The sequence below is a fragment of the Pseudoalteromonas sp. 31A1 genome (assembly GCF_011378815.1).
Taxonomy (GTDB): Bacteria; Pseudomonadota; Gammaproteobacteria; order Enterobacterales; family Alteromonadaceae; genus Pseudoalteromonas; species Pseudoalteromonas arctica.
The window spans coordinates 1-26,329 of record NZ_WTKY01000033.1; the positions used below are offsets into that span (position 1 = coordinate 1).

General features: G+C 38.6%; 15 protein-coding genes. 14 read left to right on the forward strand and 1 reads right to left on the reverse strand.

The features are described 5' to 3' along the window. The first annotated feature begins 351 nt into the window (after nucleotides 1–351). The gene (locus tag GQR52_RS19165) at nucleotides 352–3,219 is read left to right on the forward strand and encodes a pitrilysin family protein (RefSeq protein ID WP_165729481.1); all 2,868 of its coding nucleotides are present in this window, start codon (nucleotides 352–354) and stop codon (nucleotides 3,217–3,219) included. 262 nt (nucleotides 3,220–3,481) lie between these two features. Next, entirely contained in the window at nucleotides 3,482–3,748 is a 267-nt protein-coding gene (locus GQR52_RS19170) for a DksA/TraR family C4-type zinc finger protein (protein ID WP_165729482.1), read from the forward strand. A 55-nt stretch (nucleotides 3,749–3,803) separates the two neighbouring features. On the opposite strand, the gene gloA is transcribed toward GQR52_RS19170, so the two are convergent. Further along, a complete protein-coding gene (gene gloA, locus GQR52_RS19175; RefSeq protein WP_165729483.1) occupies nucleotides 3,804–4,205 on the reverse strand; it encodes a lactoylglutathione lyase in 402 nt (133 codons plus the stop codon). Nucleotides 4,206–4,852: 647 nt separating this feature from the next. On the opposite strand from gloA, the gene GQR52_RS19180 reads away from it, so the two are divergent. The 12 genes from GQR52_RS19180 (at nucleotide 4,853) to GQR52_RS19235 (ending at nucleotide 26,175) form a co-directional block, all read left to right on the forward strand. After that, nucleotides 4,853–5,731, forward strand: coding sequence for an NAD(P)-dependent oxidoreductase (locus GQR52_RS19180; protein ID WP_008170302.1), 879 nt, complete (start codon nucleotides 4,853–4,855; stop codon nucleotides 5,729–5,731). Between the two features lie 148 nt (nucleotides 5,732–5,879). Continuing rightward, nucleotides 5,880–8,138 carry a polysaccharide lyase 6 family protein gene (locus GQR52_RS19185; protein ID WP_165729484.1) on the forward strand — a complete coding sequence of 753 codons (2,259 nt, stop codon included), beginning with the start codon at nucleotides 5,880–5,882 and terminating at the stop codon, nucleotides 8,136–8,138. Nucleotides 8,139–8,143: 5 nt separating this feature from the next. Beyond that, nucleotides 8,144–10,363, forward strand: a complete 2,220-nt coding sequence (locus tag GQR52_RS19190; protein WP_165729485.1) for a heparinase II/III family protein — start codon at nucleotides 8,144–8,146, stop codon at nucleotides 10,361–10,363. A 5-nt stretch (nucleotides 10,364–10,368) separates the two neighbouring features. Next, nucleotides 10,369–10,713, forward strand: coding sequence for a cupin domain-containing protein (locus tag GQR52_RS19195; protein WP_024609426.1), 345 nt, complete (start codon nucleotides 10,369–10,371; stop codon nucleotides 10,711–10,713). A gap of 2 nt (nucleotides 10,714–10,715) precedes the next feature. Beyond that, the gene (locus GQR52_RS19200) at nucleotides 10,716–12,023 is read left to right on the forward strand and encodes an MFS transporter (RefSeq protein ID WP_007585328.1); all 1,308 of its coding nucleotides are present in this window, start codon (nucleotides 10,716–10,718) and stop codon (nucleotides 12,021–12,023) included. 74 nt (nucleotides 12,024–12,097) lie between these two features. Beyond that, entirely contained in the window at nucleotides 12,098–13,030 is a 933-nt protein-coding gene (locus GQR52_RS19205; RefSeq protein WP_165729486.1) for a sugar kinase, read from the forward strand. Nucleotides 13,031–13,458: 428 nt separating this feature from the next. Beyond that, the gene (eda, locus tag GQR52_RS19210) at nucleotides 13,459–14,076 is read left to right on the forward strand and encodes a bifunctional 4-hydroxy-2-oxoglutarate aldolase/2-dehydro-3-deoxy-phosphogluconate aldolase (protein ID WP_007585331.1); all 618 of its coding nucleotides are present in this window, start codon (nucleotides 13,459–13,461) and stop codon (nucleotides 14,074–14,076) included. Nucleotides 14,077–14,090: 14 nt separating this feature from the next. Further along, nucleotides 14,091–15,173: a class II fructose-bisphosphate aldolase gene (fbaA, locus tag GQR52_RS19215; RefSeq protein ID WP_165729487.1), complete on the forward strand. Its 1,083-nt coding sequence runs from the start codon at nucleotides 14,091–14,093 to the stop codon at nucleotides 15,171–15,173. Then, nucleotides 15,170–16,132, forward strand: coding sequence for a class 1 fructose-bisphosphatase (locus tag GQR52_RS19220; protein ID WP_010555334.1), 963 nt, complete (start codon nucleotides 15,170–15,172; stop codon nucleotides 16,130–16,132). Before fbaA ends, GQR52_RS19220 begins: the two co-directional genes overlap by 4 nt. Before the next feature lie 462 nt (nucleotides 16,133–16,594). Next, nucleotides 16,595–19,327: a poly(beta-D-mannuronate) lyase gene (locus GQR52_RS19225; protein ID WP_165729488.1), complete on the forward strand. Its 2,733-nt coding sequence runs from the start codon at nucleotides 16,595–16,597 to the stop codon at nucleotides 19,325–19,327. A gap of 325 nt (nucleotides 19,328–19,652) precedes the next feature. Beyond that, entirely contained in the window at nucleotides 19,653–22,685 is a 3,033-nt protein-coding gene (locus GQR52_RS19230; RefSeq protein ID WP_165729489.1) for a TonB-dependent receptor, read from the forward strand. Nucleotides 22,686–23,211: 526 nt separating this feature from the next. After that, nucleotides 23,212–26,175, forward strand: coding sequence for a TonB-dependent receptor (locus GQR52_RS19235; protein WP_024591526.1), 2,964 nt, complete (start codon nucleotides 23,212–23,214; stop codon nucleotides 26,173–26,175). The last annotated feature ends 154 nt before the right edge of the window (nucleotides 26,176–26,329 follow it).

Here is a 26,329-nt window from a genome sequence, read left to right on the forward strand (position 1 = left end):
TCGTCTAGAGGCCTAGGACACCGCCCTTTCACGGCGGTAACAGGGGTTCGAATCCCCTTGGGGACGCCACTTACTATTTTAAGTATTGTATAAAGCAGTGTTACATAACACTCTATATGCACGATGTTATTAAGAGTATCAATCTCTTAGCTATATCATTTACTACTTAGATAGGGAAGTGCAGTGTTATTAGAATAAAACCACAAATTAACACCCTCATTTCACACTTCATTTTTATATCAATCTATTTACACTTTGTTACAAAACCAAGCCCATAATCGCTCCATATTCCTTGTTGTACTTTTAATTAGTCTTTAAACTCATTGAGTTAATTTAAATATGGACTAAAAAATGAAACTCACAAAAATTGCACTTGCTGTTTTACTTACATCAGGGTTGGCTGCATGTAATAGCTCAACTCAAGCTGTTGATAAAAATATTGTTACAGAAACATCAATTCCTGGCGTTACACTTATTGAATCAGTGAAATCTAATGCAGGTGAAATCAACATACCGTATAAAAAATATAAACTAGATAACGGTTTAACTGTAATTGTGCATGAAGATCATTCAGATCCCTTAGTACACGTTGATGTAACATACCACGTTGGTTCTGCTCGCGAAGAGTTGGGTAAGTCAGGCTTTGCTCACTTTTTTGAGCATATGATGTTTCAAGGTTCAGAGAATGTTGCTGATGAGGAACATTTTAAAATAATATCTGAAGCAGGCGGTACTTTAAATGGTACAACTAACTCAGATAGAACAAATTATTTTGAAACAGTACCTGTAAATCAATTAGAAAAAATGTTGTGGCTAGAAGCTGATCGAATGGGCTTTTTACTCGATGCTGTAACCCAAGAAAAATTTGAAGTACAACGCGAAACAGTAAAAAATGAGCGCGGCCAACGTGTTGATAATCGCCCTTATGGTCGTTTAGGTGAACGTGTTGCTCAAGCGATGTATCCAGATGGTCATCCATATTCATGGCCAGTAATTGGTTTTATGGACGATCTTAATCGCGTAAATGTAAATGATTTAAAAGCATTCTTTTTAAAGTGGTATGGTCCTAATAATGCAACGCTTACTATTGGTGGCGATATCAACGCTAATGAAATACTGCCATTAGTTACTAAATACTTTGCACCAATTCCAAAAGGCCCTGAAATCCCTACAGTAGAAAAAACAGCTGTAACACTCAATGCTGATAGATATATTTCAATGGAAGATAAGGTACATTTGCCTTTATTAAGTATGAGTTTCCCAACGACTTACGCTCGCTCTGAAGATGAAGCACCTCTTGATATACTTGCTGAAATATTGGGTGGTGGTAATAATTCACTACTATACAAAAACTTAGTTAAAACTCAACTTGCTGTTCAAGCAAGTGCAAATCATCCATGCCAAGAGTTAGCGTGTTCAATTAGTCTTTATGCTTTACCAAATCCTACAGCAGGGAAAACGTTAGCTGATATGGAAAAAATCATTCGTGATTCATTTGTTGAATTTGAAGAGCGTGGCGTTACACAAGATGATTTAGATAAAGTAAAAGCTAAAATAGAATCTGGTGCAATTTTTGGTCTGCAAAGCGTATCAGGAAAAGTCTCTCAACTAGCCGCGTCAGAAACGTTTACAGGTAACCCAAATTCAGCTAAAGATGAGATTGCACGTTATAACAAAGTTACAAAAGCTGATGTTATGCGTGTTTTTAATCAATATATCAAAGGTAAATCTGCCGTTATTATGAGTGTTGTACCAGAAGGGCAAACTCAACTTATAGCTGCTCCAGACAACTTTACGCCTAAATCGCATGATTTTGGAGGTCCATCTACAACTTCAGCTGATGATTTAGTGGCACGAAGAGCTGTTGATACATTTGATCGAAGTGCTCATCCAGAGGCCGGCGCAAATCCTGCTGTTGATGTTCCTACTCTTTGGCAAACTAAGACCGAAAACGGTATTAAAATATTAGGTACTCAAAGTACAGAAACGCCAACTACCGCTATTTTCATTAAAGTTCCGGGTGGCCTGTACAGTGAGCAAGCTAGTAAAGTGGGTTTATCATCAATAACTGCATCGTTAATGAGCGAGTCAACGCAAAACTACACTACAGAGCAGATGAGTAACGCGCTTGAAAAACTAGGTAGCCAGGTAAGTATCTACTCAGATAAAACACATACAAATGTGTATGTTTCTAGCTTAACCAAAAATGTAGATGCAACGCTAAAGCTTGTAGAAGAAAAGTTATTTAAACCAGCATTTAATGCAGATGACTTTGAGCGTAATAAAAAGCAAATCATTCAAAATATTCAACATTCAATGAAGGATGCTGGGTATTTAGCATCTAATACATATAGTAAATTACTATATGGCAACAATATAGCTGCACTTCCAAGTACTGGAACGCTTAATAGTATAGAGGCTATTGCACTTGCTGACGTTAAAGCTTTTTATAACGCAAACTTTAAACCGCAGGGCGCTCAAGTAATTATTGTTTCTGATTTAAAAGAGTCAACAATTGAACCAAAAGTTAAAGCTACACTTACAAATTGGAAAGGTAAATCGAGCTTAGTAGCGGTTGATTTCAGTGAACCTAAAGTAGAAACTAATGTAATTTATTTGGTCGATAAACCAGACGCTCCTCAATCAGAAATTCGTATAGGTAAACGCGATATGGTTGAAGATATTACAGGTGAGTTTTTTAAAGCTAACTTGATGAACTTTGCACTTGGTGGCACGTTTAATAGCCGTATCAATCTAAATTTACGAGAAGATAAAGGCTACACTTACGGTGCTCGCTCTCGTTTCTGGGGTGATAAAACATCAGGTGGCTTTACCGCTTCTGCAGCGGTGAGAGCCGACTCTACTGCAGCGTCTATTACAGAGTTTACTAATGAGCTTAATAACTATGCTCAAAACGGTGTCACTGATGAAGAGCTTATGTTTATGCGTAAGGCTATCAATCAAAAAGATGCGCTTAAATACGAAACGCCTAATGCAAAACTTGGCTTTTTAGCACAAATATTAGAATTCGATTTAAAACCTAGCTTTGTAAAAGAAAGGAATGAGATTGTTAGCAATATCAGCAAAGAAGAAGTTAACGCCTTAGCTAAAAAACACTTAAATACTAAAGACATGATTTATTTAGTAGTGGGTGATGCTAAAACACTTCGTCCAGAGCTCGAAAAATTAGGTATGAAGGTTGTTGACTACAGTCTTTAATATTTAAATAAATCATTGGAATTATAAAGCAGCTTTTTTAGCTGCTTTTTTAGCTGCTTTTTTTTGCCTAATTGTAGAGTGTTGAATTTTTTGTGAAAAATAGATTACAAGGAGCAACTACAGCATCTTTCTTTAGATATAAAATATAGTTTTATAGCTTAAACCTTCAAAGAACATCACATTCCTAGCTTTTTTATTCAGTACTTATAAAGATTCGATTTGGTAGCATAAATTTAAACATCCAACTTTATTAGGAGGATTTATGGCAAGTGGATGGGCACGAGACGGTGCAATTCAAGATCAAATTGATGCGAGTGTTAATGACGCCGTACAGTATGCAAGAAGCAATTTAATATCTGGCGCAAGTGCAGAGTTATGTGATGAGTGCGATGAGGAAATCCCACAAGCACGAAGGCTCGCGTTACCAGGAGTGCGCTATTGTGTTGCATGCCAAGCTGCAATAGAAGGTAATGGTGCTAGCGCTAAATCGTTTAATAGACGTGGCAGTAAAGACAGTCAGTTGCGTTAAAAGGTGCTAAAAAGCACCTTTTTTAATTTAAACTAGCACCCATAACTTACATAACTTAAAAGTTACTCATGTCATCTTTTTTCTGAATAAGTTCTATTGAATAACCGTCAGGGTCTTTTACAAAAGCAATTTCAGTAGTACCGCCTTTTACAGGCCCAGGTTCACGACTAACATTACCACCGGCTGCCTTAATATCAGCACAGGCTTTGTAAATATTATCAAATTCGATGGCTATATGGCCATAAGCATTACCAAGGTCGTAGCTATCCTCATCCCAGTTATATGTCAATTCTAGGACTGTCGTGTCCTTCTCATCTCCATACCCAATAAAAGCCAATGTATATCGATACTCGTCATTGTCTGCGCGTCGTAACTCTTTCATACCTAATACTTCAGTATAAAAAGCAATTGATTTGTCTAAATCCGCTACACGCAGCATAGTATGTAATAAACGCATTATTCAGTTCCTTTAGTGATTTTTCAAAGTTCAGTATATTTTTAACTAAGCGCTATTATTAAGCGCATTTTGTGGTTTTTATATGTATTAGCCATATATGTAGGCGTTACGTACAAATCACAACCTCAATACCATTTAGAGTCGGAAGCTGTTCACGTATGGTCTTTATAATTTCACCAATAACATCAATTGTAAATTACCAATTAATGAACCATTTTATTGAATTTTGCATATTTAAATAAAGAACACTCAATTATTGGTCAACCTATTAGTATAAAAAAAGTTACTGATTGTTCAACAAAAGTTAACCTATGTCCGATTGGGTTTGCGATATCTAACTCTTTGTTTTTAATTGATATTAAATTTATTTGTATGTAATTTGTAAAAATATGGGATTTACTTGGTTAACTTATTGGTTGACAAAAAAGGCGTATGGTAATACAGTTTTTGCATACCAATTGGTAAGTTGCTTGGTTTGAGTGAATACAATGTATTGGTAATTAATCAGAGTTACGTTTTGCACAGGTTAATTTATAAATAACTCAAGCTTAAAGTTACTCTACAAATTGAAACAAAGACACAGCGTATTTTAGAGTAGATTTTACTTGTTCTTATAAAAGTATGCGCCACATATTTAGGAGTTATTCATGTCAAAACCAGTCATCGGTTTCATCGGCTTAGGCTTAATGGGCGGCAACATGGCCGAAAATTTACAAAACAAAGGCTATGAGCTAATTGTTATGGACCTTAGCAAAGATGCGGTTGCAGCATGTGTTGCTAGAGGCGCAAAAACAGCAAGCACTGCTAAAGAGCTAGCTGAAGGTTCAGATATTGTTATGTTTTGTCTTACAACTTCTGCCGTTGTAGAAAAAATCATTTATGCAGAAGACGGTATCCTAGCGGGTATTAAAGAAGGTGCAGTATTAGTTGATTTTGGTACTTCTATCCCATCATCTACTAAAAAAATTGGTGCTGATTTAGCAGCTAAAGGCGCAGGCATGATTGATGCTCCTCTTGGTCGTACACCAGCACATGCTAAAGATGGCCTTTTAAACATCATGGCTGCAGGCGATATTGCTACATTCAATAAAGTTAAACCAGTACTGGAAGATCAAGGTGAAAACGTTTTCCATCTTGGCGAGCTAGGTGCAGGTCATACAACTAAGCTTATCAACAATTTCATGGGCATGACTACAGTATGTGCTATGTCACAAGCATTTGCAGTTGCAGAGCTTGCTGGTGTTGACCGTCAACAACTTTTTGACATCATGTCGACTGGTCCATCTAACTCACCGTTTATGCAATTTTGTAAAAACTATGCAGTTGATAATGTTAGTGACCTTGGTTTCTCGATTGCTAATGCAAACAAAGATTTAGGCTACTTCCTACAAATGGTAGAAGACCTAGGTACTGAATCAAAAATCGCTGAAGGTTCATCAGCTAACCTACAAGCAGCGTTTGACGCTGGTATGGGTCAAGGTAACGTTCCTGAAATTTTTGATTACTTCAAAAAGTTAGAAAAGTAATACTTCTCGACCTTATTGAGCGCTTTAGGCTTTTAGCTTAAGGCGCTTTAACACACATGACACCAATTGACTAAAGTCTTTGTGCAATGTCAGCTTTTTAAAATTCTGATGAAGCACTACTTTCAGTCACAACGAAAAAGAGTTAACTATGCGTTTGATTAACACAATAAAGCTTAGTCTAGTTCTCATCGGTTGCATATCCACACAAATAGCGGCCAAAGATTATTTTGTAGAAAGTAAACAAGCTTTTAATGATATCGCAGCTAATCTAGTTGCTGGCGACAAAGTAGTACTTAAAAATGGTACTTGGTCTGACTTCGAAATCCTACTTGAAGGCCAAGGTACAAAAAACTCTCCTATTTTATTGACCGCTGAAACTAACGGCAAAGTAATTTTATCGGGTCAATCTAACCTAAGACTTGCAGGTAAATACCTTGAGGCTTCTGGCTTAGTATTTAAAGACGGCTACACACCGAGCTCAGCTGTAATAGAATTTCGTAAAAACAAAAATGAATTAGCCTACAACTCACGAGTAACAGAAATTGTAATTGATAATTACAGTAATCCAGACAAACGAGAGTCTGATTATTGGGTTGCATTATATGGACAACATAACCGCTTTGATCATAGTCATTTAGTTGGCAAACGAAATAAAGGCGTGACAGTTGCTGTTCGTTTAAACACTCAAGCAAGCCAAGAAAACTATCACCGTATAGATAATAACTATTTTGGCTACCGTCCAACTTTTGGTTCAAACGGTGGTGAAACACTTCGTATTGGTACTAGTCATTACTCATTAACTGATTCACATACATTGGTAGAAAATAACTACTTTGAACGCACCAATGGTGAAGTAGAAATTGTGTCGGTTAAGTCAGGTAAAAACATCCTTCGTAATAACGTATTTTATGAAGCGCGCGGTACATTAACGCTGCGCCATGGTAACGGTAACCTAATAGAAGAAAATATATTTATTGGTAATGGTGTTGACCACACCGGTGGTATCCGCGTTATCAATAAAGACCAAATTGTAAGAAATAACTACCTACAAGGTCTAACAGGGTATCGTTTTGGCAGTGGTTTTACTGTGATGAACGGCGTACCAAATTCATCTATAAATCGTTATCACCAAGTTGAAAATGCGACAATTGAAAACAACACATTTATAAATGTGCGTCATATTCAACTTGCCGCAGGTAGCGATGCTGAGCGTAGCGCTGCACCTAAAGATAGCGTAATGAAAAATAACTTAATCATAAATCAAGATGGTGAACAGCCATTTACAACATTTGATGATGTAAGCGGGCTGGTACTAAGTAACAACATTGCTGATACAAAAGTACTTTCTGAGCTAACGTACGGTGTAAAAAAAGAAAAAATCACGCTTAAAAAAGCAAGTAATGGTCTACTTTACCCAACATCTAAAAGTTTAAATGTAGGTGCAAAGCGCGATTTAAAAGTACTTAAAAAAGAAGATACCGGTGTTAGCTGGTATGCAAAAGTACCTGCTTTAGTTGATTTTGATTCTGGTAAGACACATTCTGTTAAAGCTGATGTAAGTGCATTACTAGATGCTATTGATAATGCACAGTCGGGCGATGTTCTAGAACTAGCGCCTGGCCAGTATGATGTTTCTAAACTGGTTAAAATTGATAAAACGTTGACAATTAAAGCGAAGCAGAACACAAAGTCTAAACTTACTTTTCAACGTTCTACCTTGTTTGAAATACATGATGGCGGCAGCTTAAAACTAGATGGTTTATCTATTTCAGGTGAAAACGCGCCAGATGCAATAGGTAACAGCATTGTTCGTACGCAAAAATGGGGTATGGTTGATAATTACCGCTTTGTAATGACCAACTCAGAGTTAAATGCTTTAGATATTAATCATTCATTCCATTTCTTTATCACTGGTAAAGGTGCAATGGCTGACGAAATTATTGTTACAGGTAATACCTTTAATACAGTAACAGGTGACATTTTACGTCTAAATACTGAAATTGAAGACTTAGGTGTTTATAACGCGGAATACGTTATTGTAAATAATAATACATTTAATGATGTGCAAGGTGGTGTACTTAAGCTTTACCGTGGTGGTACTGATGAAAGTACATTTGGCCCTCATTTTGAAATGACAAATAATACGCTTAATAACGTCGGCCTTGGTAAGCGTAATAAAGAGCAAGCGAGCATTTATGTTCACGGTGTTCAGGTTACTAATATCAAAGATAATAAATTTGTTAAATCTGCTCCTATTGTTGTAGAGCACACAGTAGGCGAGCCTAAAACTGAAATCTCAGACAATACATTTGATGCAACTAAAGCACCAAGTGTTAAAGAACTAAGAGTTAAAGGCCCACATACAGCAGTATTAAAAAATAACAACATTTTAAATAAGGCAGGGTAAATACTATGTACTTATTAAAATGCCAAACAGGTTTTAAAATAACGGCTGTAGCAGCACTTACATTACTTACATCATTGGGTGCGCATGCAGCGCACCCAAACTTAGTAATTACTACTGATGACGTAAGTCATATGCGCCAAGCAATAGGCAGCGAAGGTAAATTTTCTACTGCGTTTGAGCTATTAAAAGCGCAAGTAGACGAACAAATAGCTCAACCAATTGCGGTACCTGTACCAAAAGATGGTGGTGGTGGTTATACACATGAACGCCACAAAAAAAATTATCAGCTTATGTATAACGCAGGCATCATTTATCAACTAAGCCAAGATGATAAATATGCAAATTACGTGCGTGATATGTTGCTTGAGTATGCAAAATTATACCCAACGCTTGGTCTGCATCCAAAACGTAAAATGGACTCGCAAAATCCAGGTAAGTTTTTTTGGCAAAGCCTAAATGAAGCAATGTGGCTTGTGTACACAATACAAGCTTATGATCTAATTCATGACTCGTTAAATGCCGATAACATTAAAACAATCGAAAATGACTTACTACGTCCTGTTTCGTTGTTCACATCAGTAGGCCAACCCTCTACATTTAATAAAGTACATAATCATGGAACATGGGCAACAGCGGGTGTTGGCATGGCAGGGTATGTATTAGGCGAACCTGAGTGGGTAGAAAAATCATTATACGATTTAGAAAAATCGGGTAAGGGTGGCTTTATTAAGCAGCTAGAAATGCTGTTTTCACCACAAGGTTACTATAACGAAGGTCCTTACTATCAACGCTTTGCACTACTACCTTTTGTAACGTTTGCTAAAGCGATTGAAAACAATGAACCACAACGAAAAATATTTGAATATCGTGATGGCATATTATTAAAAGCGATTGATACAACTATTCAACTTAGCTACAACGGTTTGTTTTTCCCAATTAATGATGCAATAAAAAGTAAAGGTATCGATACCATTGAGTTAGTAAATGGGGTAACGGCAGCGTATGGCTTAACCAACGATGCAGGTTATTTAGATATTGCTAAGCAACAAGACCAAATAATTCTCTCTGGTGATGGGCTAAAAGTAGCTCAAGCACTTGATAACAACATGGCAAAACCTTATGAGTTTAAATCTGTTGCCTTCGGCGATGGTAATGACGGTAAACAAGGTGCTCTAGTTGTAATGAGAACGCAGGTAGGTGGCGATCAAGCTCTACTATTTAAACCTGCTGCACAAGGCTTAGGTCACGGTCATTTTGATAAACTAACATGGCAGTTTTACGATCACGGTAATGAAATTGTATCTGATTATGGCGCAGCACGTTTTTTAAATGTAGAAGCTAAATACGGCGGTCGTTATTTACCTGAAAACGAAACTTACGCTAAACACACTGTTGCGCACAATACGGTAGTGGTTGACGAAACAACGCATTTTAATGCAAATGTTGAAGTAGGAAATAGTAATTACCCTTCACTTAACTTTTTCGAAACAAATAAATACGGCACGGTTTCAAGCGGCGAAATAAGCACAGCTTATAAGGGCGTTGATCTTGAGCGTACGCTTGCACTTATTAACTTACCTGAACTACAAAGCACAGTTGCACTTGATATATTTGATGTTACTGCAAATAAAGCACACCAACTTGACTTGCCTTTGCATTATAAAGGTCAGCTTATAGATACCAGCTTTGAGTTAAAAGCAAATACAACACAACTCGCTGCATTAGGTACTAAAAATGGTTACCAGCATCTATGGCTTAAAGCTCAAGCGCAACCTCAAAGTGGTTTAGCTAAAGCAACGTGGCTGAACGAAAACGGCCGCTTTTATACGCAAACGAGCTTGGTTAAAGGTGATGAGTCTTTCTTATTTACTCAAATAGGCGCAAACGACCCAGATTTTAACTTACGCAACGAAAACGGTTTTATTCGTCGTGTTGAGGGTCAAAAAAATCATAAATTTATATCAGTACTAGAGCCTCACGGTGAATACAACCCAAGTAAAGAATATACGTTAGAAGCTGTTAGTAGAGTTACAAAGCTTGAATATAGTCAGCAGGGCGATTTAACACTTGTTGAACTTGATATTAAAGGCAATTCGTATTTAGTGGCTATTAACAAAGTTGCTGAATCAGCTAAGCCTGGCAAACACACATTCAATTATCAAAATAAAGAGTTCACTTTAAATGGCCGATTAGGCATTTATATGATGAACAATAATCAGGAGTAAACAGGATGCAAAAGCAAAGCGCACACTTTTCATTTGGCAACGAGACCGAAATTGAAGATTTAGGAAATGGTCTAAAACGTCAAATGCTAGGTTATAACGAAGAGCTAATGGCCGTTAAAATTTGGTTTGAGAAAGGGGCTATTGGTTATAACCATGCTCACAGACATTCTCAAGTAACGTATGTTGTTGAAGGTGAGTTTCACTTTAACATTGATGGCGTAACTAAAATCTTAAAACCGGGTGATAGCTGCTTAATCCCTCCATTTGCTGATCATGGTGCTACCTGTCCAACAGGCGGGATCCTGATTGATACCTTTAGCCCAGCGCGTGAAGACTTTCTTGAGGACTAATTATGCAACTTAAAGGCTTACGTTGGTGGGTTATAGCGTTAATTGCGCTAGCGACCATTATTAACTATATAGACCGCCAAGCACTTAGTGTGCTTTGGCCGGACATTGTTGAAGATTTGTTCCCTGATGAATCAGCATTAGAGCGTAAACAAATATACGCTAATATTTCAATTGTATTTGTATTTGCTTACGCATTTGGTCAGGCCATATTTGGAAAAATATTTGACTGGGTTGGCACACGCTTCGGTTTTGTTTTATCGATAGGTGTTTGGTCTATTGCCACCGTTGCGCATGCATTTGCACAAGGTGTACTTAGCCTTAGTATTTTTCGCGCAATCTTAGGTGTCGCAGAAGCCGGTAACTGGCCGGGCGCAGCTAAAGGTAATGCTGAATGGTTTCCTACCAAAGAGCGTGCTTTAGCGCAGGGTATTTTTAACTCTGGCGCGGCTATTGGCGGTATTATTGCAATTCCGTTAATTGCATATTTAACTATCTATTTTAGCTGGCAAATGGTGTTTGTTTTTGTTGGTGTATTAGGCTTTCTTTGGTTAGTGCCTTGGTTGATTTTAGTTAAAGCGCCGCCTAGCTCTCACCCTTGGCTTACAGCTGAAGAACGTGAATACATTTTAACAGGTCAAAGACGTGTTGATGATAACGGCGATGTAACAGGAGAAGACGAAGAAGAATATAACCCATCTACAGCCGAACTACTTTCTCGTAAACAAAGCTGGGGTGTAATTATTGCCTCTGCTGCAATTGACCCTATTTGGTGGTTATTTGTTTTTTGGATTCCAATTTACTTAAACGAAGTATACGGCATGGATGTTAAGTCTATTGGTATATACGGTTGGGTTCCTTATGTTGGCGCAATGTTTGGCGCATGGTTTGGTGGCTTATTGGCTCAAAACCGACTTAAAGCAGGCTGGAATACAGATAAAACACGTAAGCTAACTATTACGCTGGGTTGTTTAATTATGCTACCTGCATTACTTGCAATGGCAAATCCAGGTGGACCAACAACTGCGGTACTAATTATGGCTGTTATCTTATTTGGTTTTCAAACTGCAATTGGTAACGTGCAAACACTACCAAGTGATTTACTAGGCAAAAAAGCTGTAGGTACATTATCAGGTTTCTCTGGCATGGCGGCAAAGCTTGGTGCTGTAGGCCTTACATCGCTAGTGCCAATTCTTACTGCTGATGGTAACTATACGCCAGCATTTGTTATTGGTGCTTCTTTAGCCATTATAGCAATGGCAGCTGTTTGGATTTTAATTCCAAAAATAGAACCTCTTAAAAAGCCTCAATAATCTAGATAATAACTGCTATGCCAACATAATCTGTATAAGCGCATAGCAGTTAACTACATAGGGTAACTTCCAAGATGAAAAATATTTACTTTATCGGTGAATGCATGGTCGAGCTTAGAGCTATGAGCGCAGCCACACTACACCAATCATTTGCTGGCGATGTTTATAATTCTGCAGTGTATTTAAAACGTTGCTTCCCGCAGGTTACTACTTCGGTTGTTACGGCTTTAGGTCAAGATAATTTAAGTAAAAAAATGCTAGAACGCTTTGAAAGTGAACAAATAAGTACACAACTCGTATTTGCTCACGATACCAAAGTACCCGGCATGTATTACATAGAAACAGATGAGCATGGTGAGCGTAGCTTTATTTATTGGCGTAATGATTCTGCAGCTAAAAAGGTTGTTGATTTTTTAGATGCTGATGCACTCGAGCAGCTTAGCCAAGGTGATATGTTTTTCTTTTCAGGAATTTCACTAGCAATAATTGAAGAAAGTGCACGTGAGCAATTTTGGAAAGTGGTAAAGCAGCTTAAAGGTGCTGGGGTTAAAATAGTTTTTGATCCTAACTACAGAGCGCGTTTGTGGAATAGTGTAGAGGAAACTAAAGAGCAATATCATTTAGCCTTTACGCTTGCAGATATTACCCTTCCAGGCGTTGAAGATTTAACAACACTTTATGATGTACATAGCGTAGAAGCGGTTGTTGAATATTTAAAACCTTACCAAATTGAAGAAATTATTGTTAAAAATGGCCCTGAATCGGTAGTGACAAAAGAGGGCGATACGCTTCAAAGCCACACTATAATACCGGTAACAAATGTTGTAGATACTACCTCAGCAGGCGATGCCTTTAACGGTGTTTATTTAGGTGCTCGTTTATCTGATAAATCAATTTCAAGTGCTGTACAACTTGCTGCAAAAGCGGCAGGTGCTGTTATACAACAGCCAGGCGCCATTGCTCCAAAAGATATATTTCAGCTAGCAATGATTGAAGCTGGTATCTGATACCAATTTTATTAAAAACATGATCACCTTAGCGTATTAAATAACTCACTAACTACGTTAAAAATTATTTATATAGAACAACTATGTATCATAATTTTAGCCTTGTTATTGAGCTATTTTCTTGTCGCTATAATAGCTCATTAATTTAATGCAATTGGTATAACAAAATAATTAACCTGAACTCTGGTTAAGAGATTTACTAACATATTGAATCATGGTGATATTTAAAATTATTTTCTCTAGCTAGAGATTTTCAGTGAAAACAAGGCGAATTTACGCGTCAATAGCGGGCCTATTGCAAGTAAATTCAACGCAGTTAGCGCTGAAAATAGCTGCTTGAGATAGATTTATTATCTAGAGTTCAGGTTAATCAAACATTAAAGGCCGCCATACCTCGGCCGCATTACTTTTTATAAAGGAACAACGTTATGACTCGCTTTTCTGAACTTATGTCAGGACAAACACTGCTACCTATAATTCAAGCTGATACGCCAGAGCAAGGTGTTCAAATAGCGAAAGCTATGGCTAACGCTGGCCTTACTTTAGTTGAAGTAGTACTAAGAACAGAGGCTTCTTTAGAAGCATTAAAAGCTATTAAGGCACAAGTGCCAGAGCTAAAAGTCGGTGCGGGTACAGTCATAAATACTGACATTTTAGAGCAAGCACTTGAAGCGGGTTCTGACTTTATTGTAACGCCAGCGGTGTCTCCTGCATTACTTACAGCACTTGCTAAATGTAATGTGCCGGTACTTCCTGGTGTATCAAACACCGGTGATATTTTAATGGCGCTTGAATATGGCTTTGAAGAGCAAAAATTATTCCCAGCATCGCTTGCCGGTGGCGCTCCTTTTGTATCAGCTGTGTCGTCAGTATTTAGAGCAGTCAGCTTTTGCCCTACAGGTGGTGTTAGCGAAAGTAACAAAATGGACTATCTTTCTTTAAATAATGTATTCGCCGTTGGCGGTACTTGGATAGCGAAAAAAGAGTGGGTTGAACAAGAAAATTGGCAAGCAATTACTGATTCTTGTATCCAGGCTTTAAAATAGAAAGGATTTCATAAATGAATTATTTAGCCCCAACAATACTGCCAGGCGTAATCGTTGGCGATGAAGTAAGTGCTGTGTATGAACATGCGCGTACTAATGAATATGCGTTGCCAGCGGTAAATGTTGTTAGTACAACATCTATAAATGCGACGCTAGAAGCTGCTAAAAAGAAAAACTCGCCCGTTATTATTCAGCTTTCTAATGGTGGAGCTCAATTTTTTTGTGGTAAAAGCTTATCTTTACCAGAGCAACAATCAGCAGTGCTTGGGGCGGTAAGTGCTGCAAGATATGTACATTCAGTGGCAGCACATTATGAAGTAGCAGTGATGCTTCATACTGATCACGCAGCTAAAAAGCTACTACCTTGGATTGATGGTTTGCTTGATGAAGGTGAAAGACACTTTGAACTGACTGGCAAACCACTGTTTAGCTCGCATATGATTGATTTGTCAGAAGAGCCTTTAGAAGAAAATATCGAAATTTGTGAACGTTACTTAACGCGTATGGCAAAAATAGGTATGACGCTTGAAATTGAGCTTGGCTGCACGGGCGGCGAAGAAGACGGTGTTGATAACTCACACCTAGACAGCTCTTCTTTATACACTCAGCCTGAAGATGTTGCATTTGCTTACGAACGTTTAAGTCGTATTAGCCCTAATTTTATAATTGCAGCGTCTTTTGGCAATGTTCACGGTGTATATAAGCCGGGTAACGTTGTTCTTACACCAACTATTTTAAAAGATTCACAAGCTTACGTATCAGAAAAATTTAATCTACCAAGCAACTCAATTAACTTTGTATTTCATGGTGGTAGTGGTTCTGAGTACGATAAAATTGCAGAGTCTTTAACCTATGGTGTAGTTAAAATGAATATTGATACCGATACGCAATGGGCGTGTTGGACAGGTATTTTAGACTACTACAAAGATAACCAAGCATACCTACAAGAGCAAATTGGTAACCCTGATGGGGATGATAAGCCAAACAAAAAATACTATGACCCTCGCGTATGGTTGCGTCATTCAGAGCAAAGTATGGTTGCAAGACTAGAGCAATGCTTTGACGATCTAAATTGTGTAAATAGGTATAGCGCATGAAAAGACTAAATACAGTATTAAAAGAAGACGGTGTAGATACCGATCTTATTTTACTTATTCGCACAATTTTAGCGACCAGTAAAGAAATTGCTTTTCGAGTAAGCCAAGGTGAATTAGCCGGTGTTTTAGGTTCAACATTGAATGAAAACATCCAAGGTGAAGTTCAAAAAAAGCTAGATGTAATTGCAAACCAACTACTTAAAGACATACTACTTGACGACAGCAGCGTTCGATCAGTTGCATCAGAGGAAGAAGATCATGCGGTAGGTGGCCACCCTGAAGGTAAGTTTATTGTTGCTTTTGACCCACTAGATGGCTCTTCTAATATTGATGTTAATGGGCAAATAGGCACTATATTTACTATTTACTTAGCCCGTGATGATGTTGCCTTCGACAGCGACGAGCAATTTAGTCAGCCTGGTGTAAATCAAGTATGTGCAGGCTATGTGTTATACGGCCCTTCATCATTACTTGTAATGAGCACTGGCGGTCCAACGCGTTGTTATACATTAGATTCAACGCATGGCGGTTATCTACTGACAAATAAGCAGTTAAGTGTGCCAGAGCAGAGTCGTGAATTTGCCGTTAATATGGCTAACTACCGTTATTGGGACGAACCGACACAAGTGTATTTTGATAAATTGCTTTACACCTGTGAAAGCTTTGAAAAAAGCTCAATGCGTTGGAATGCAGCGATGGTAGGCGACGTTCATCGTATTTTATGCCGAGGCGGGTTATTTTTGTATCCGCAAGATAAACGCAGTGGTAACGATAACGGAAAAATAAGACTGCTTTATGAAGCAAACCCGTTAGCGCTTTTAGTTGAAAACGCAGGTGGTAAAGCAACCTCTAGAGGAACGCGTATTTTAGATATTGCGCCAACTAGCTTGCATCAACGTGTGCCTGTTGCTTTGGGCTCAAATGAGCCTGTAGAGTTTTATAATAACGCTATTTTATAAACCAGTACTTAATAAAAAAGGGGCAAGAAAATAGCCCCTTTTTTACCCTTATTTTTCATTCTCTCTGTAAATAATCCTTTTTATACAAACTCACTTCATTTCTTAATTTTCTTATAGTCTTCAAATAAGAATACTTCATATATATTAAATAAATCTGATTTACTTAACCCCATGTAAAACCAATTTTTTACTCTAAGGTTATGTATTTTCGCAGTAATTGTGCATGATTGAATTCAATTTTTGACCTGCGATAACAGTGCAGGGTTAACTTTATGTTTATTTATTGTTATTTAATTGGGTGGATGTAGTGGAAAAAGTTATTTTATTATGGTTATATTACCAAGTTGGTTAACAATTTATTTGCAATTTAAATGAATTTGGTAATAAACGCATGATTTATTTGGTAACACACACAATAGATAACCAAATATTAAAACCATAAATTTGGAGAATAGAGCCACCATGAAATTAAAACATTTTGCGCTATGCGCTATTGCAGCTGCAATAGTTGGTTGTGACACAAACTCAAACAACAATGACAACAACTTGGGCTCTATTGCTCTTAGTGGAACGGTTACAAGCGGACAAACATTAACAGCTGAAGTTAGTGACCCTGATGGTATCTCAGGTGACGTGACTTACTATTGGTATGCAGATGGTGAGGCAATTACAGGTGCAAATAGCGCTTCGTTTACACTGACTGACGATCAGATAGGGTTACCAATTACAGTTCAAGGGCTTTATACCGATGATGGCGGTATTAATGAATCGCATATTACAGATCCAACCGCAGATGTTGCCGCAATCGCATTCCCTGCAAGTTTAACTATTACGGGCGACGCTCTAGTTGGTTCGCAACTAACAGCCAATGTAGCTGACGAAAATGGCTTTGATGGCGATACAGTAACTTATAAATGGTTTGCTGATGACATAGAGATTGCAGATGAAGCACTTTCAACGCTCACGTTAACAGACGCACAGTTTGGTACAGTTATAACAGTTAGTGCATCTTTTGAAGATAGCCGTGGGTTTAACGAGTCTGTGACTTCAACGGGTACAGAGGTTGTAGCACGAACAAACTCAGAAGGCGAAGTTACAATTAGTGGCACGCCAACCGTTGGTAATATATTAACAGCAGAAGTTGCTGATACCGACGGGGCAACAGGAGATATTACTTACCAATGGCTTGCTGACGCACAAGAGATAGATGGCGCAACACAAAGCACCTTTACAGTTGATGCATCACTTTTAGGTCAAAAGATAAGTGTTCAAGTTGCTTACACAGATGATAATGGATTTATCGAGGATAATACATCAGAGGAAACAATTGCTGTTTCTGCTGTTGCGGTTGACGAAGCCGGTAGCGTCGCCATTATGGGCGTAGCGCCTTATTTGACAAGTGGCGAGTTAACCGCTGAGATAACTGATAACAACGGTGTTGAAGAGGCAAACGTTACTTATACTTGGTCTGCTGATGGCGTTGAAGTAGCCGACAGTAATAGTAAAACATTTACACCTTCTGCTTACGCTGGCTCAATAATGTCGGTAAAAGCTACGTATACAGATAACGATGGTTTTGCGAGTGAGGTTACAAACTCACTTGATACATTAGTTTACACACAATTAGTTAGTAACCCTGAAGCACTCCTTGGTGCTATAAGTGGTGGTTTAGCTGATGGTGATGTTATTGGCTTAAACACCGGTGTTTATGCTGATATGGACGCAGTTTTATTAACCAGTGCAGTAACGCTTCGCGCTGTAGAAGGTCAAACTCCTGTACTTAGCGGTGAAGTATGTGTGCATGTAGCTGCTGGAGTAGATGGCGCTGGATTAACAGGGCTTACCTTTAAGAATATAGATACTAAAGCGGGTGCATTTTGTGAAACCGAAGAAGGTGCTGTTATTTACTCAGAAGGGGATAACTTTACTTTTTCGCAAAACACGATGGATGGAGAAGAAGCTACACTCAATAACTCTGAATACCATTGGCTGATGATAAAAGGTCAAAGCGCATTAGTTGAGCGAAATACATTTTCTAATCGAAATGTGGCTGAAAAAGGGTCCGTGATTAAAATATCGTCATCAAGCTCTGATCACGTTATTCAATATAATTTATTTAGCGACAGTAATAACCCAAACTTTGGGCAATCAAGTTTATATTTAATTAATGCAGGTAGTACAACGGGTAGCGGTGCAGCTGATGATGCAAACTTTACTATTCAGTATAACCGCGTAGAAAACTTTGTAACGGGTCGTCGTTTAATTCGAGTACAAACTTCTGGTGCAACCATCAAAGGCAATACAATTGTAAATCCTAATGGGGGTATCTCTTTGGAAGATGGTGGATTTAACAGTGTTACAGACAACATTATTATTCGTACTACAGATATAGCGAGCTCATCAGATAGACCTGCCGGTATTTTAATAACACCGCTTGGGCATACAGTGAGCAATAACTATATTGCAGGCATCCGCTCAGCTAACAAAGAAGCGGGCGGTATTGTATTTACTGCAAATCCATTTTCGCAAGCTGATGGCGGAGTACCAAAGTCAGGTAATCAAGCCGTTCTTGATGGTGCCGGTGATTTTACACTTAACGTAACTAACAATACGGTTTTAAACTCACAACAGCCAATCGTATTTAGCACAGAAGTACATGATAATTCAAACGTTAGTGATTGTGATGAGTTAACGGTCGTCAATAATCCAACCCTATACGGTCTAACCAAAAATGCGTTTGTTATCAACTTTAATGGAAATTTAATTGCAAACGGTTTAGGCGATCAAACAGACGAAGATACAATAAACAGCAGTGCTACAACTCAAGGCCTATTTTACCCAAATACACTTGATAGTGACCATGCTTTTGAATATGACTGTGACTTAATTAATCATGATAGTTCGGTGCTAAGTAATAACTTTGGTTATATGGATAGTCGAGTATCAGGCGATGCAAGCGGTGACTGGGTTGAAATTAGAAAACTAAATGGTAATGGCGCATTCGATACTGATGGTGCAATTGACCAAGACCCAGCAACTAATGGCAAAGAAGTACTTGAGTACGTTACAGCAACAAGTACGTTATTAGAAACTGACCCTGCAGGCCTTCAGGCAGAGGCGGGTGCTAAAGGTCTTCATTATATTCAATCATCTGAAGTCGGTGTTGGATCTACATGGAAAATACAAAACGATTAAATAACCAATTAATCAGTTAACTTTTAAAAGCCCCAAATTTGGGGCTTTTTTATTATTTATTAATAATCACCACACTTTTCTCAACCTACATTACCCATTTATAAACTAGTTTAGAGCGGTTTATATTCTAGTAAAAAACCTGCCTGACCTACTGGTAATGCCACTAAGTTAAAATTGGTATACCTTATGGTAATATTAAAACGTCAAATTGGTTGATCATCGTGCTGCGTTTAAGTATATTAACGTCAAAGGTCACATAAAATATACATAAGCATAACAAGCTAACACACTAAAATCACACAACAACAACCAGCGGAGAATTCAAATGTCGTTGAAGTCACGAGATAACAATAATTCTACAACAGGGCAGTTTGCAATGCGCCCAGTTGCAAAATGGGTAAGAACAGCGGTCATCGCAGGTATGGCAAGTTCTTGCGTATTTACAGCAAGCGCACAGGAAGATCAGGGAAAAGCGACAGAAGTTGAAGAAGACGTTGAAATAATTAGTGTTACAGGTACACGTAGAACGATTCAAGACCAAATAGCAATTAAACGTGAAGCAACAACGGTAGTTGATGGCCTGTCATCTGAAGATATTGGTGATTTACCAGCACTGTCTATCGGTGAAGCACTGGAATCAATTACAGGTGCTGCATCTCACCGTGAAAACGGTGGTGCAACAGAAATCACTATTCGTGGTCTTGGTCCATTTTTAAGTGCAACGCATATCAATGGTCGTGAAGCGACTAATGGTAGTGGTGACCGCTCAGTTAACTTTTCGCAGTTTCCGTCTGAACTTGTAAAAAAAGTAGCAATTTATAAAACGCAAGATGCGTCAATGATTGAAGGTGGTGTTGCAGGTGTTATTGCACTTGAAACTATAACTCCACTTGATTTTGGCAAGCAACGTGTATCAGCTGAAGTTAAATTAAACTACAACCCTGATGAAGGTAATGTAGATAACTCGCTTCAAAGTGACGCGGGTTACCGTGGCACGTTTAGTTATGTTGACCAGTTTGAATTTGATAACGGCCAAGCCGTTGGTGTGTCTTTTGGTGTACAGCGCCAAGATATTAGCCAACCAGAAGCTGAATACAGAAGTTCGAGCCCATCAGGTTCTTCATTATGGGCGTGTTTAAACGATCCTAATAATACCAACGAAGGTTTTTATCGCAGCAGCGCAGGTGACTGTGAAGATCAAGTAAGCGGCAGTAAAAATCAAGGTTACGATACAAAAATTGATCCTGAAACAGGCAAAGCAATAAGCGATGGAACTCCGTATGCTTGGACTGGCAGTAGCCGAAGCTACCGTCAAAACGAGACATCAGATGAACGTGATGCAATGTTTTTTGCACTGCAATACCAACCTTCAGCTGATTGGGATGTTAACTTTGATGCACAAATATCAGATAGAACACAAAAAGAAGCGCGTCACGATTTAATCTTTTTACAAAAACGTGCAACACCAGGCGTAACCGGTCCAACACTTGTTACTAATGATGTTGGCGGTATCCTTCATTGGGAAGGCGAAGAGCGAATTGAATCTGCAGGTGAGCAATTTGAACGTGAAGAAAACTATCAAGGTTACGGCATAAATATAGAACATACAGTTACCGATAGATTAACTGTTGACTTAGATTTAGCGTATTCAAAAACTGAACGTGAAGAACTTCAAATATCTAACCGTGGTAGAACATCAGGTCGTAATTTCTTTTCTTGGGACATGGGCGATGAGATCCCTCATTTCACACTGACAGACTTTGACGTAACAGATATTTCAAACTTTACAGATAGCCTAAGAACACGACTTGACCGTGAAAATGTTCGTGAAAACGAAGTTATCTCAGCGCGACTAGATTTTGACTATACCTTAGATGGCAATGTTTTCACCAGTATTCAAGGTGGTATTAGAACATCTGAAATGACCTTCCTACAGTATGGTGGTAGCCAAGGTAACGGTTCACGAAATGAATACACACTAGACTCTGGTACTGAAGCGCTTGACGTATTACAAGGTTGTCAAATCGATTTCCCTGAATCAGGCTTTTTATCAAGTGTATCTGATGGCGATATCGTAACAAATGTTGATAGTGACGGTAACGTTGTAGATAGCGGTACAGGTTCATCATGGGCTACATACGACAACGTATGTTTCTCACAAGCTGTAGCTGGTTCTAACGCTGATGGTGTGTTTGCTTACCCAGAAGTTGAATATGAAAATGCAGGTACAATTGATGTAACAGAAAAAACCACATCAGTGTACTTAATGGCGAATTACGATACTGAAATGTTTGGTAAATTCATTCGCGGTAACTTTGGTCTTCGTATTGTAGACACAGAAGTAACTTCGATTGGCTTTAGAAATAGCTTTGACGTAGTAACAAGCGACACCGGTGTACTTTCTCTGGTTGAATCTGATAATGGTTCATTGGATAAAATAAAAAGCGGTGGTGACTACACGAAGTATTTACCAAGTTTTAACCTAGTTATTGACTACAGTGAAGATATTTTATTCCGTGCAGGTATATACCGTGGTATGTCACGCGCAGATCCATCTGATTTAGGTTACAGCCGTACATTCCAAGAAGATACAGAAGGTACAGCAACATCAATTAGCGATTTATTAGTGGGTGTAAATGGTTCTGGTAACCCGGACACTCAACCGCTTATGTCGTGGAACTACGATGCTGCGTTTGAATGGTACCCTAACGAAGATTCAATCTTAGCGTTAAGCTTATACTACAAACAGTTCAACGGTGGTTTTCAACAACAAACAGTAATTGAAGATTTTACTGTTGCCGGTGAAACTGTTTCATTACCAATTACTAACTCTGTTACATCAGACGATGACAGTGAAATATTAGGTCTTGAAGCTTCATTTTCTTACCGCTGGGATAACGGCATCGGTATGAAATTTGGTTACAACTATGCAGACACTGATTTTGAGTTCCAAGATAGCTTATACGGCGATACGTTTGAGACTGACGTAGATGGTAATACTACACAGTTAACTGACGGTATTATTGAGTCGGCTTCAGTACCTGGTTTCTCAAAGCATGTATTTAGCAGTCAGCTGTACTACCAAATTGGTGGATTTGATACTGCTGTTATTTACAAATATCGTAGTGAGTATTTCCAACCATATACTACAAATGGTACTCGACTTCGTTATGTTGATGGCGTAGGCGTATGGGAAATGCGCGCATCATACAAAATTGATGAGCACTTTAGAGTTAAAGCAGAAGCAATTAACTTGTTCAGTGCACCTAAATCACAAGACTTCTTTGTTGAAGGTAACTTAGGTGAAGTGAATGACTACGGCCCACGTTTATTCTTAGGTTTAAGCTACAAGCTGTAATAATAGTTAAACATTAGATCACATTAAAAAGGCGGTTTTACCGCCTTTTTTGATCCCTAAATTCTTCAATTTTATATTTTCGATAACACTAACAGACAGTACTTAAAAAAAACTCACTCCTAAATTACGCTACTTGACTAAAAACAATTGAATTGGTTAACCAATAATGCTGTTTATTCAGCACGCCCAACATCATCGGTTTCTCCTGCCTAAATTATTTCATTTTTAAAACGATAACTATTCTAACCTTTGTTATTGACAGCCCTATTTCTAATAGAATTTAAAAACTATAAATAACATCAACTTAAAATGTAAGTTTTGCTTTTAACTTGAAATTTAGTTAGGTTTTTCTATTTTGGTAATAACATATTGCATAATATTTGATCTAAATTCATTACCAAAAGGTTGACCTTTGTAGGTGTGGGTGTAAATATAAAGTTAAGACTTTGTAATAAGAAAGGGCTTTTAATAAAAACAATAAAGTAGCTGGTTAAACATAGCATTTCACACACACAGGAAAAAAACTATGAGTCACAAGTTATCTAAAATTACACTGGCAGTTATATCGGCAACCGCACTTGGTATGTCTTTGTCTACACAGGCGCAAGAAGCTCCAAAAAAAGCTGCGGACGATCTTGAGGTTATCGAGGTTTCAGGTATTCGACAATCGCTTACAAATGCGCTTGCACAAAAGCGTTCAGCAGATAGCCTTGTTGAAATTATCGAGGCTGTAGATATTGGTAAGCTACCAGATCAAAACCTCGCAGAAGTACTTGAAAACGTAACAGGGATTCAAATTACCCGTGAAGCAGGGGTAGGTACGGGCGTTCAAATTCGTGGTACCAATGCCAATCGTACAGAAGTGAACGGCGTATCAACAGTTGGCTCAGGGTCTGGGCGAAGTGGCATTAGTTTTGAAGATGTATCAGCTGCAATTATCTCTGGTGTAGAAGTAATTAAGTCACCAGAAGCAAAAACAATCGAAGGCTCTGTGGGCGCAACAATAAACCTTAAAACAATTCGCCCGTTACAGTTAAATGAAACTCTAGGCTCAATTAGAGTCCAAGGTGAAGATAGTAGCTTATCAACAGATGGCGTGACCCCTAGGGTATCAGGTGCTTGGGGTGATAACTGGGAGCTTGATTCGGGCGGTAAGTTTGGTGTTGTATTTAGTGGTAGTTACAGTGAGCAAGACGTAACCGCATTTCGTCCTCGCGCAGATAGAGATAATTCGGTAGCCGCTGATAGTGGTGCTGCAAGTGCACAATCGTTTGATTTTCTACCAGTACAATTTTTAATTCAAGATTACGATAATTACGAATACGAGACAAAAAACTTCGCAGGTACATTTGAATATGCACCAAACGATAATATGAAATTCTTTTTTGATGCAGTTGTTAATGATCAAGAGCGCCGCCAAGAAAGCTCAAGAGTACAAGCATCTGGTCTAAGTGATCTTAGAAATGTATCAATACCGAGTGAATTTGAAACAGTTAATTTTGGTTCACTGGACGGACAAAACCTAGGCAGTATACAAGCGGCCGTAAGAGGCGTAATTCCGGTTGAAGACGGTGGTGGCGATCCTAACTTGCGTTTTTCTAGCGATACTAATTCACGCATCACAAAGAGCAAAATATTTAGAATAGGGGGCGAATGGCAAGGCGATAGATTATTTGCAAGTGTTGAAGCCTCAACCTCTCGTTCTGATTCAACTACACCAAGCTTTAATACAACGCTTAATTTTATAAATCCAAATGTTGCTACTAATTCTTCAAATGAAAACGGGACTCCTTTTGAGTATGATCTTACAGGTGATGCACTTACGTTTGGGATTGCAACGGGAGAGGCAAACGCGCCAACAATGGCTCAATTGCTCGACCCTGCAAATGTTGTTCTACGTGACGTAAACCAAGGGCAAGATGAGTCAGAAAATACAGAAGATGCGTTTCGTACAGATTTTACATATTACTTAGATGATGTAATAACGTCAGTCGATTTTGGTTACCGCTACAGTAAAACGAGTAGTGTGTCGGATCAAGTTCGCTCTAACGTTGGTTTAAGAAATATGGCTGATAGCCCAACGGGTGATTTATTTGCACAATTATTAACAGCGGGCCCAGATAACTTTAACGATGGTGATGGGCGAGCACTTTATATTCGTGATTTCTTACTTATTAACCCAGAGCTTGCATCCTCTGATCCACAAGCCGTATTAGCAGCGCTAAACCAAGCGATTGAAGCTAATAATGCAATAACGGGTTCTGATCGTGGTCCAATAAGCTCACCAACGTCTCAAGTAAATGCGTTTTTTGATATTGAAGAAGAAACACATGCCTTATATGCACAAGCAAATTTTGAGTACGGCATGTTTCGCGGTAACTTTGGCCTACGTTATTTAGAGACTGAAGTTACATCGCTAGGTAACTCTGTTACTCAAGATGGAAGTGGCAACGAACTGGTTACTCAGCTAACGTCTAAAGGTGATTACGATTTCTTTTTACCTCGATTCAATTTAGCCGCGAATGTAAGTGAAGATGTGATTGTTCGTTTAGGTTGGTCAAAAGATATTAGACGCCCAGATTTTGATGACCTATCTACATCTGTTACGTTTGGCACCAGCCCTAATAGTGCCGTTTCAATTGGTAATTCAGGCTTAGCACCAGAAGAAGTAACCTCTTTCGATATATCCACAGATTGGTATTTTGCACCCGCTGCTTTGTTAAGTGTGGGGTACTTTCATAAAACACGTAGCGATTTGCACGTTACACAGCAAGTTGACCCATTTGAAGACCCAAGCACAGGCTTTCGCGATACAAATGGTCCAGAGTGTGAAGGAGGCGGCATATTTAATCCAATTGCAGACATAAACGTGTTTGGCCCAGATGCTGGCGTAGGGTTATGTGTACCAACACAAACTACTATTAATGATTCTGGTGAAACAACACAGCAAGGTATTGAGCTTGCAGCTCAATACGACTTATCAAGTTTTGAAAAAGAGCTAGGTTGGGCATCAGGTTTTGGTGTGGTTGCTAACTATACCTATCAAGAATTTTCTGGTGGTGAATCATTTGACACTGCAACGAGTCGTGCAAATGCTGTTTTTGCATTAACAACCGGTAACCCGGATGCAGACATAAGTGCTAAGCAATCACTCATTGATCTGTCAGAAAACGCATATAATATTACATTTTACTATGAGAAATACGGTCTATCTGCTCGAGCGCGTTACACGTGGCGCGAAGGGTACCGTTCAACTGACTTTGGTAGCACCTCAAGCTTCCCATGGGGTTTCCCTGTTGTTCAAGAAGACAGAGGGCAGCTTAATGCCAGCATAAGTTATGATGTGAACGATCAGCTAAATATCGGTATTGAAGCTGTAAACTTAACTGAATCAGAAGTTAGCCAGTCTTGTGTTAACGAAGGTGCTTTACTTTGTTTCCAAGGTATTACAGACCGCCGTATTACATTTGGCGCAAGCTATAGATTTTAAACGTTATAGTTAAATCGAGTCTATAAGTGTGTGTATTTAAAGACGCTAAAAGCAAGCCACCTGGCTTAATGCCGATCAGTTAAGAAAATGACCGGTTGACCGATCCAAACGATCATGCAAAATCCGTAGTTAGGAAACTAACTACGGATTTTTT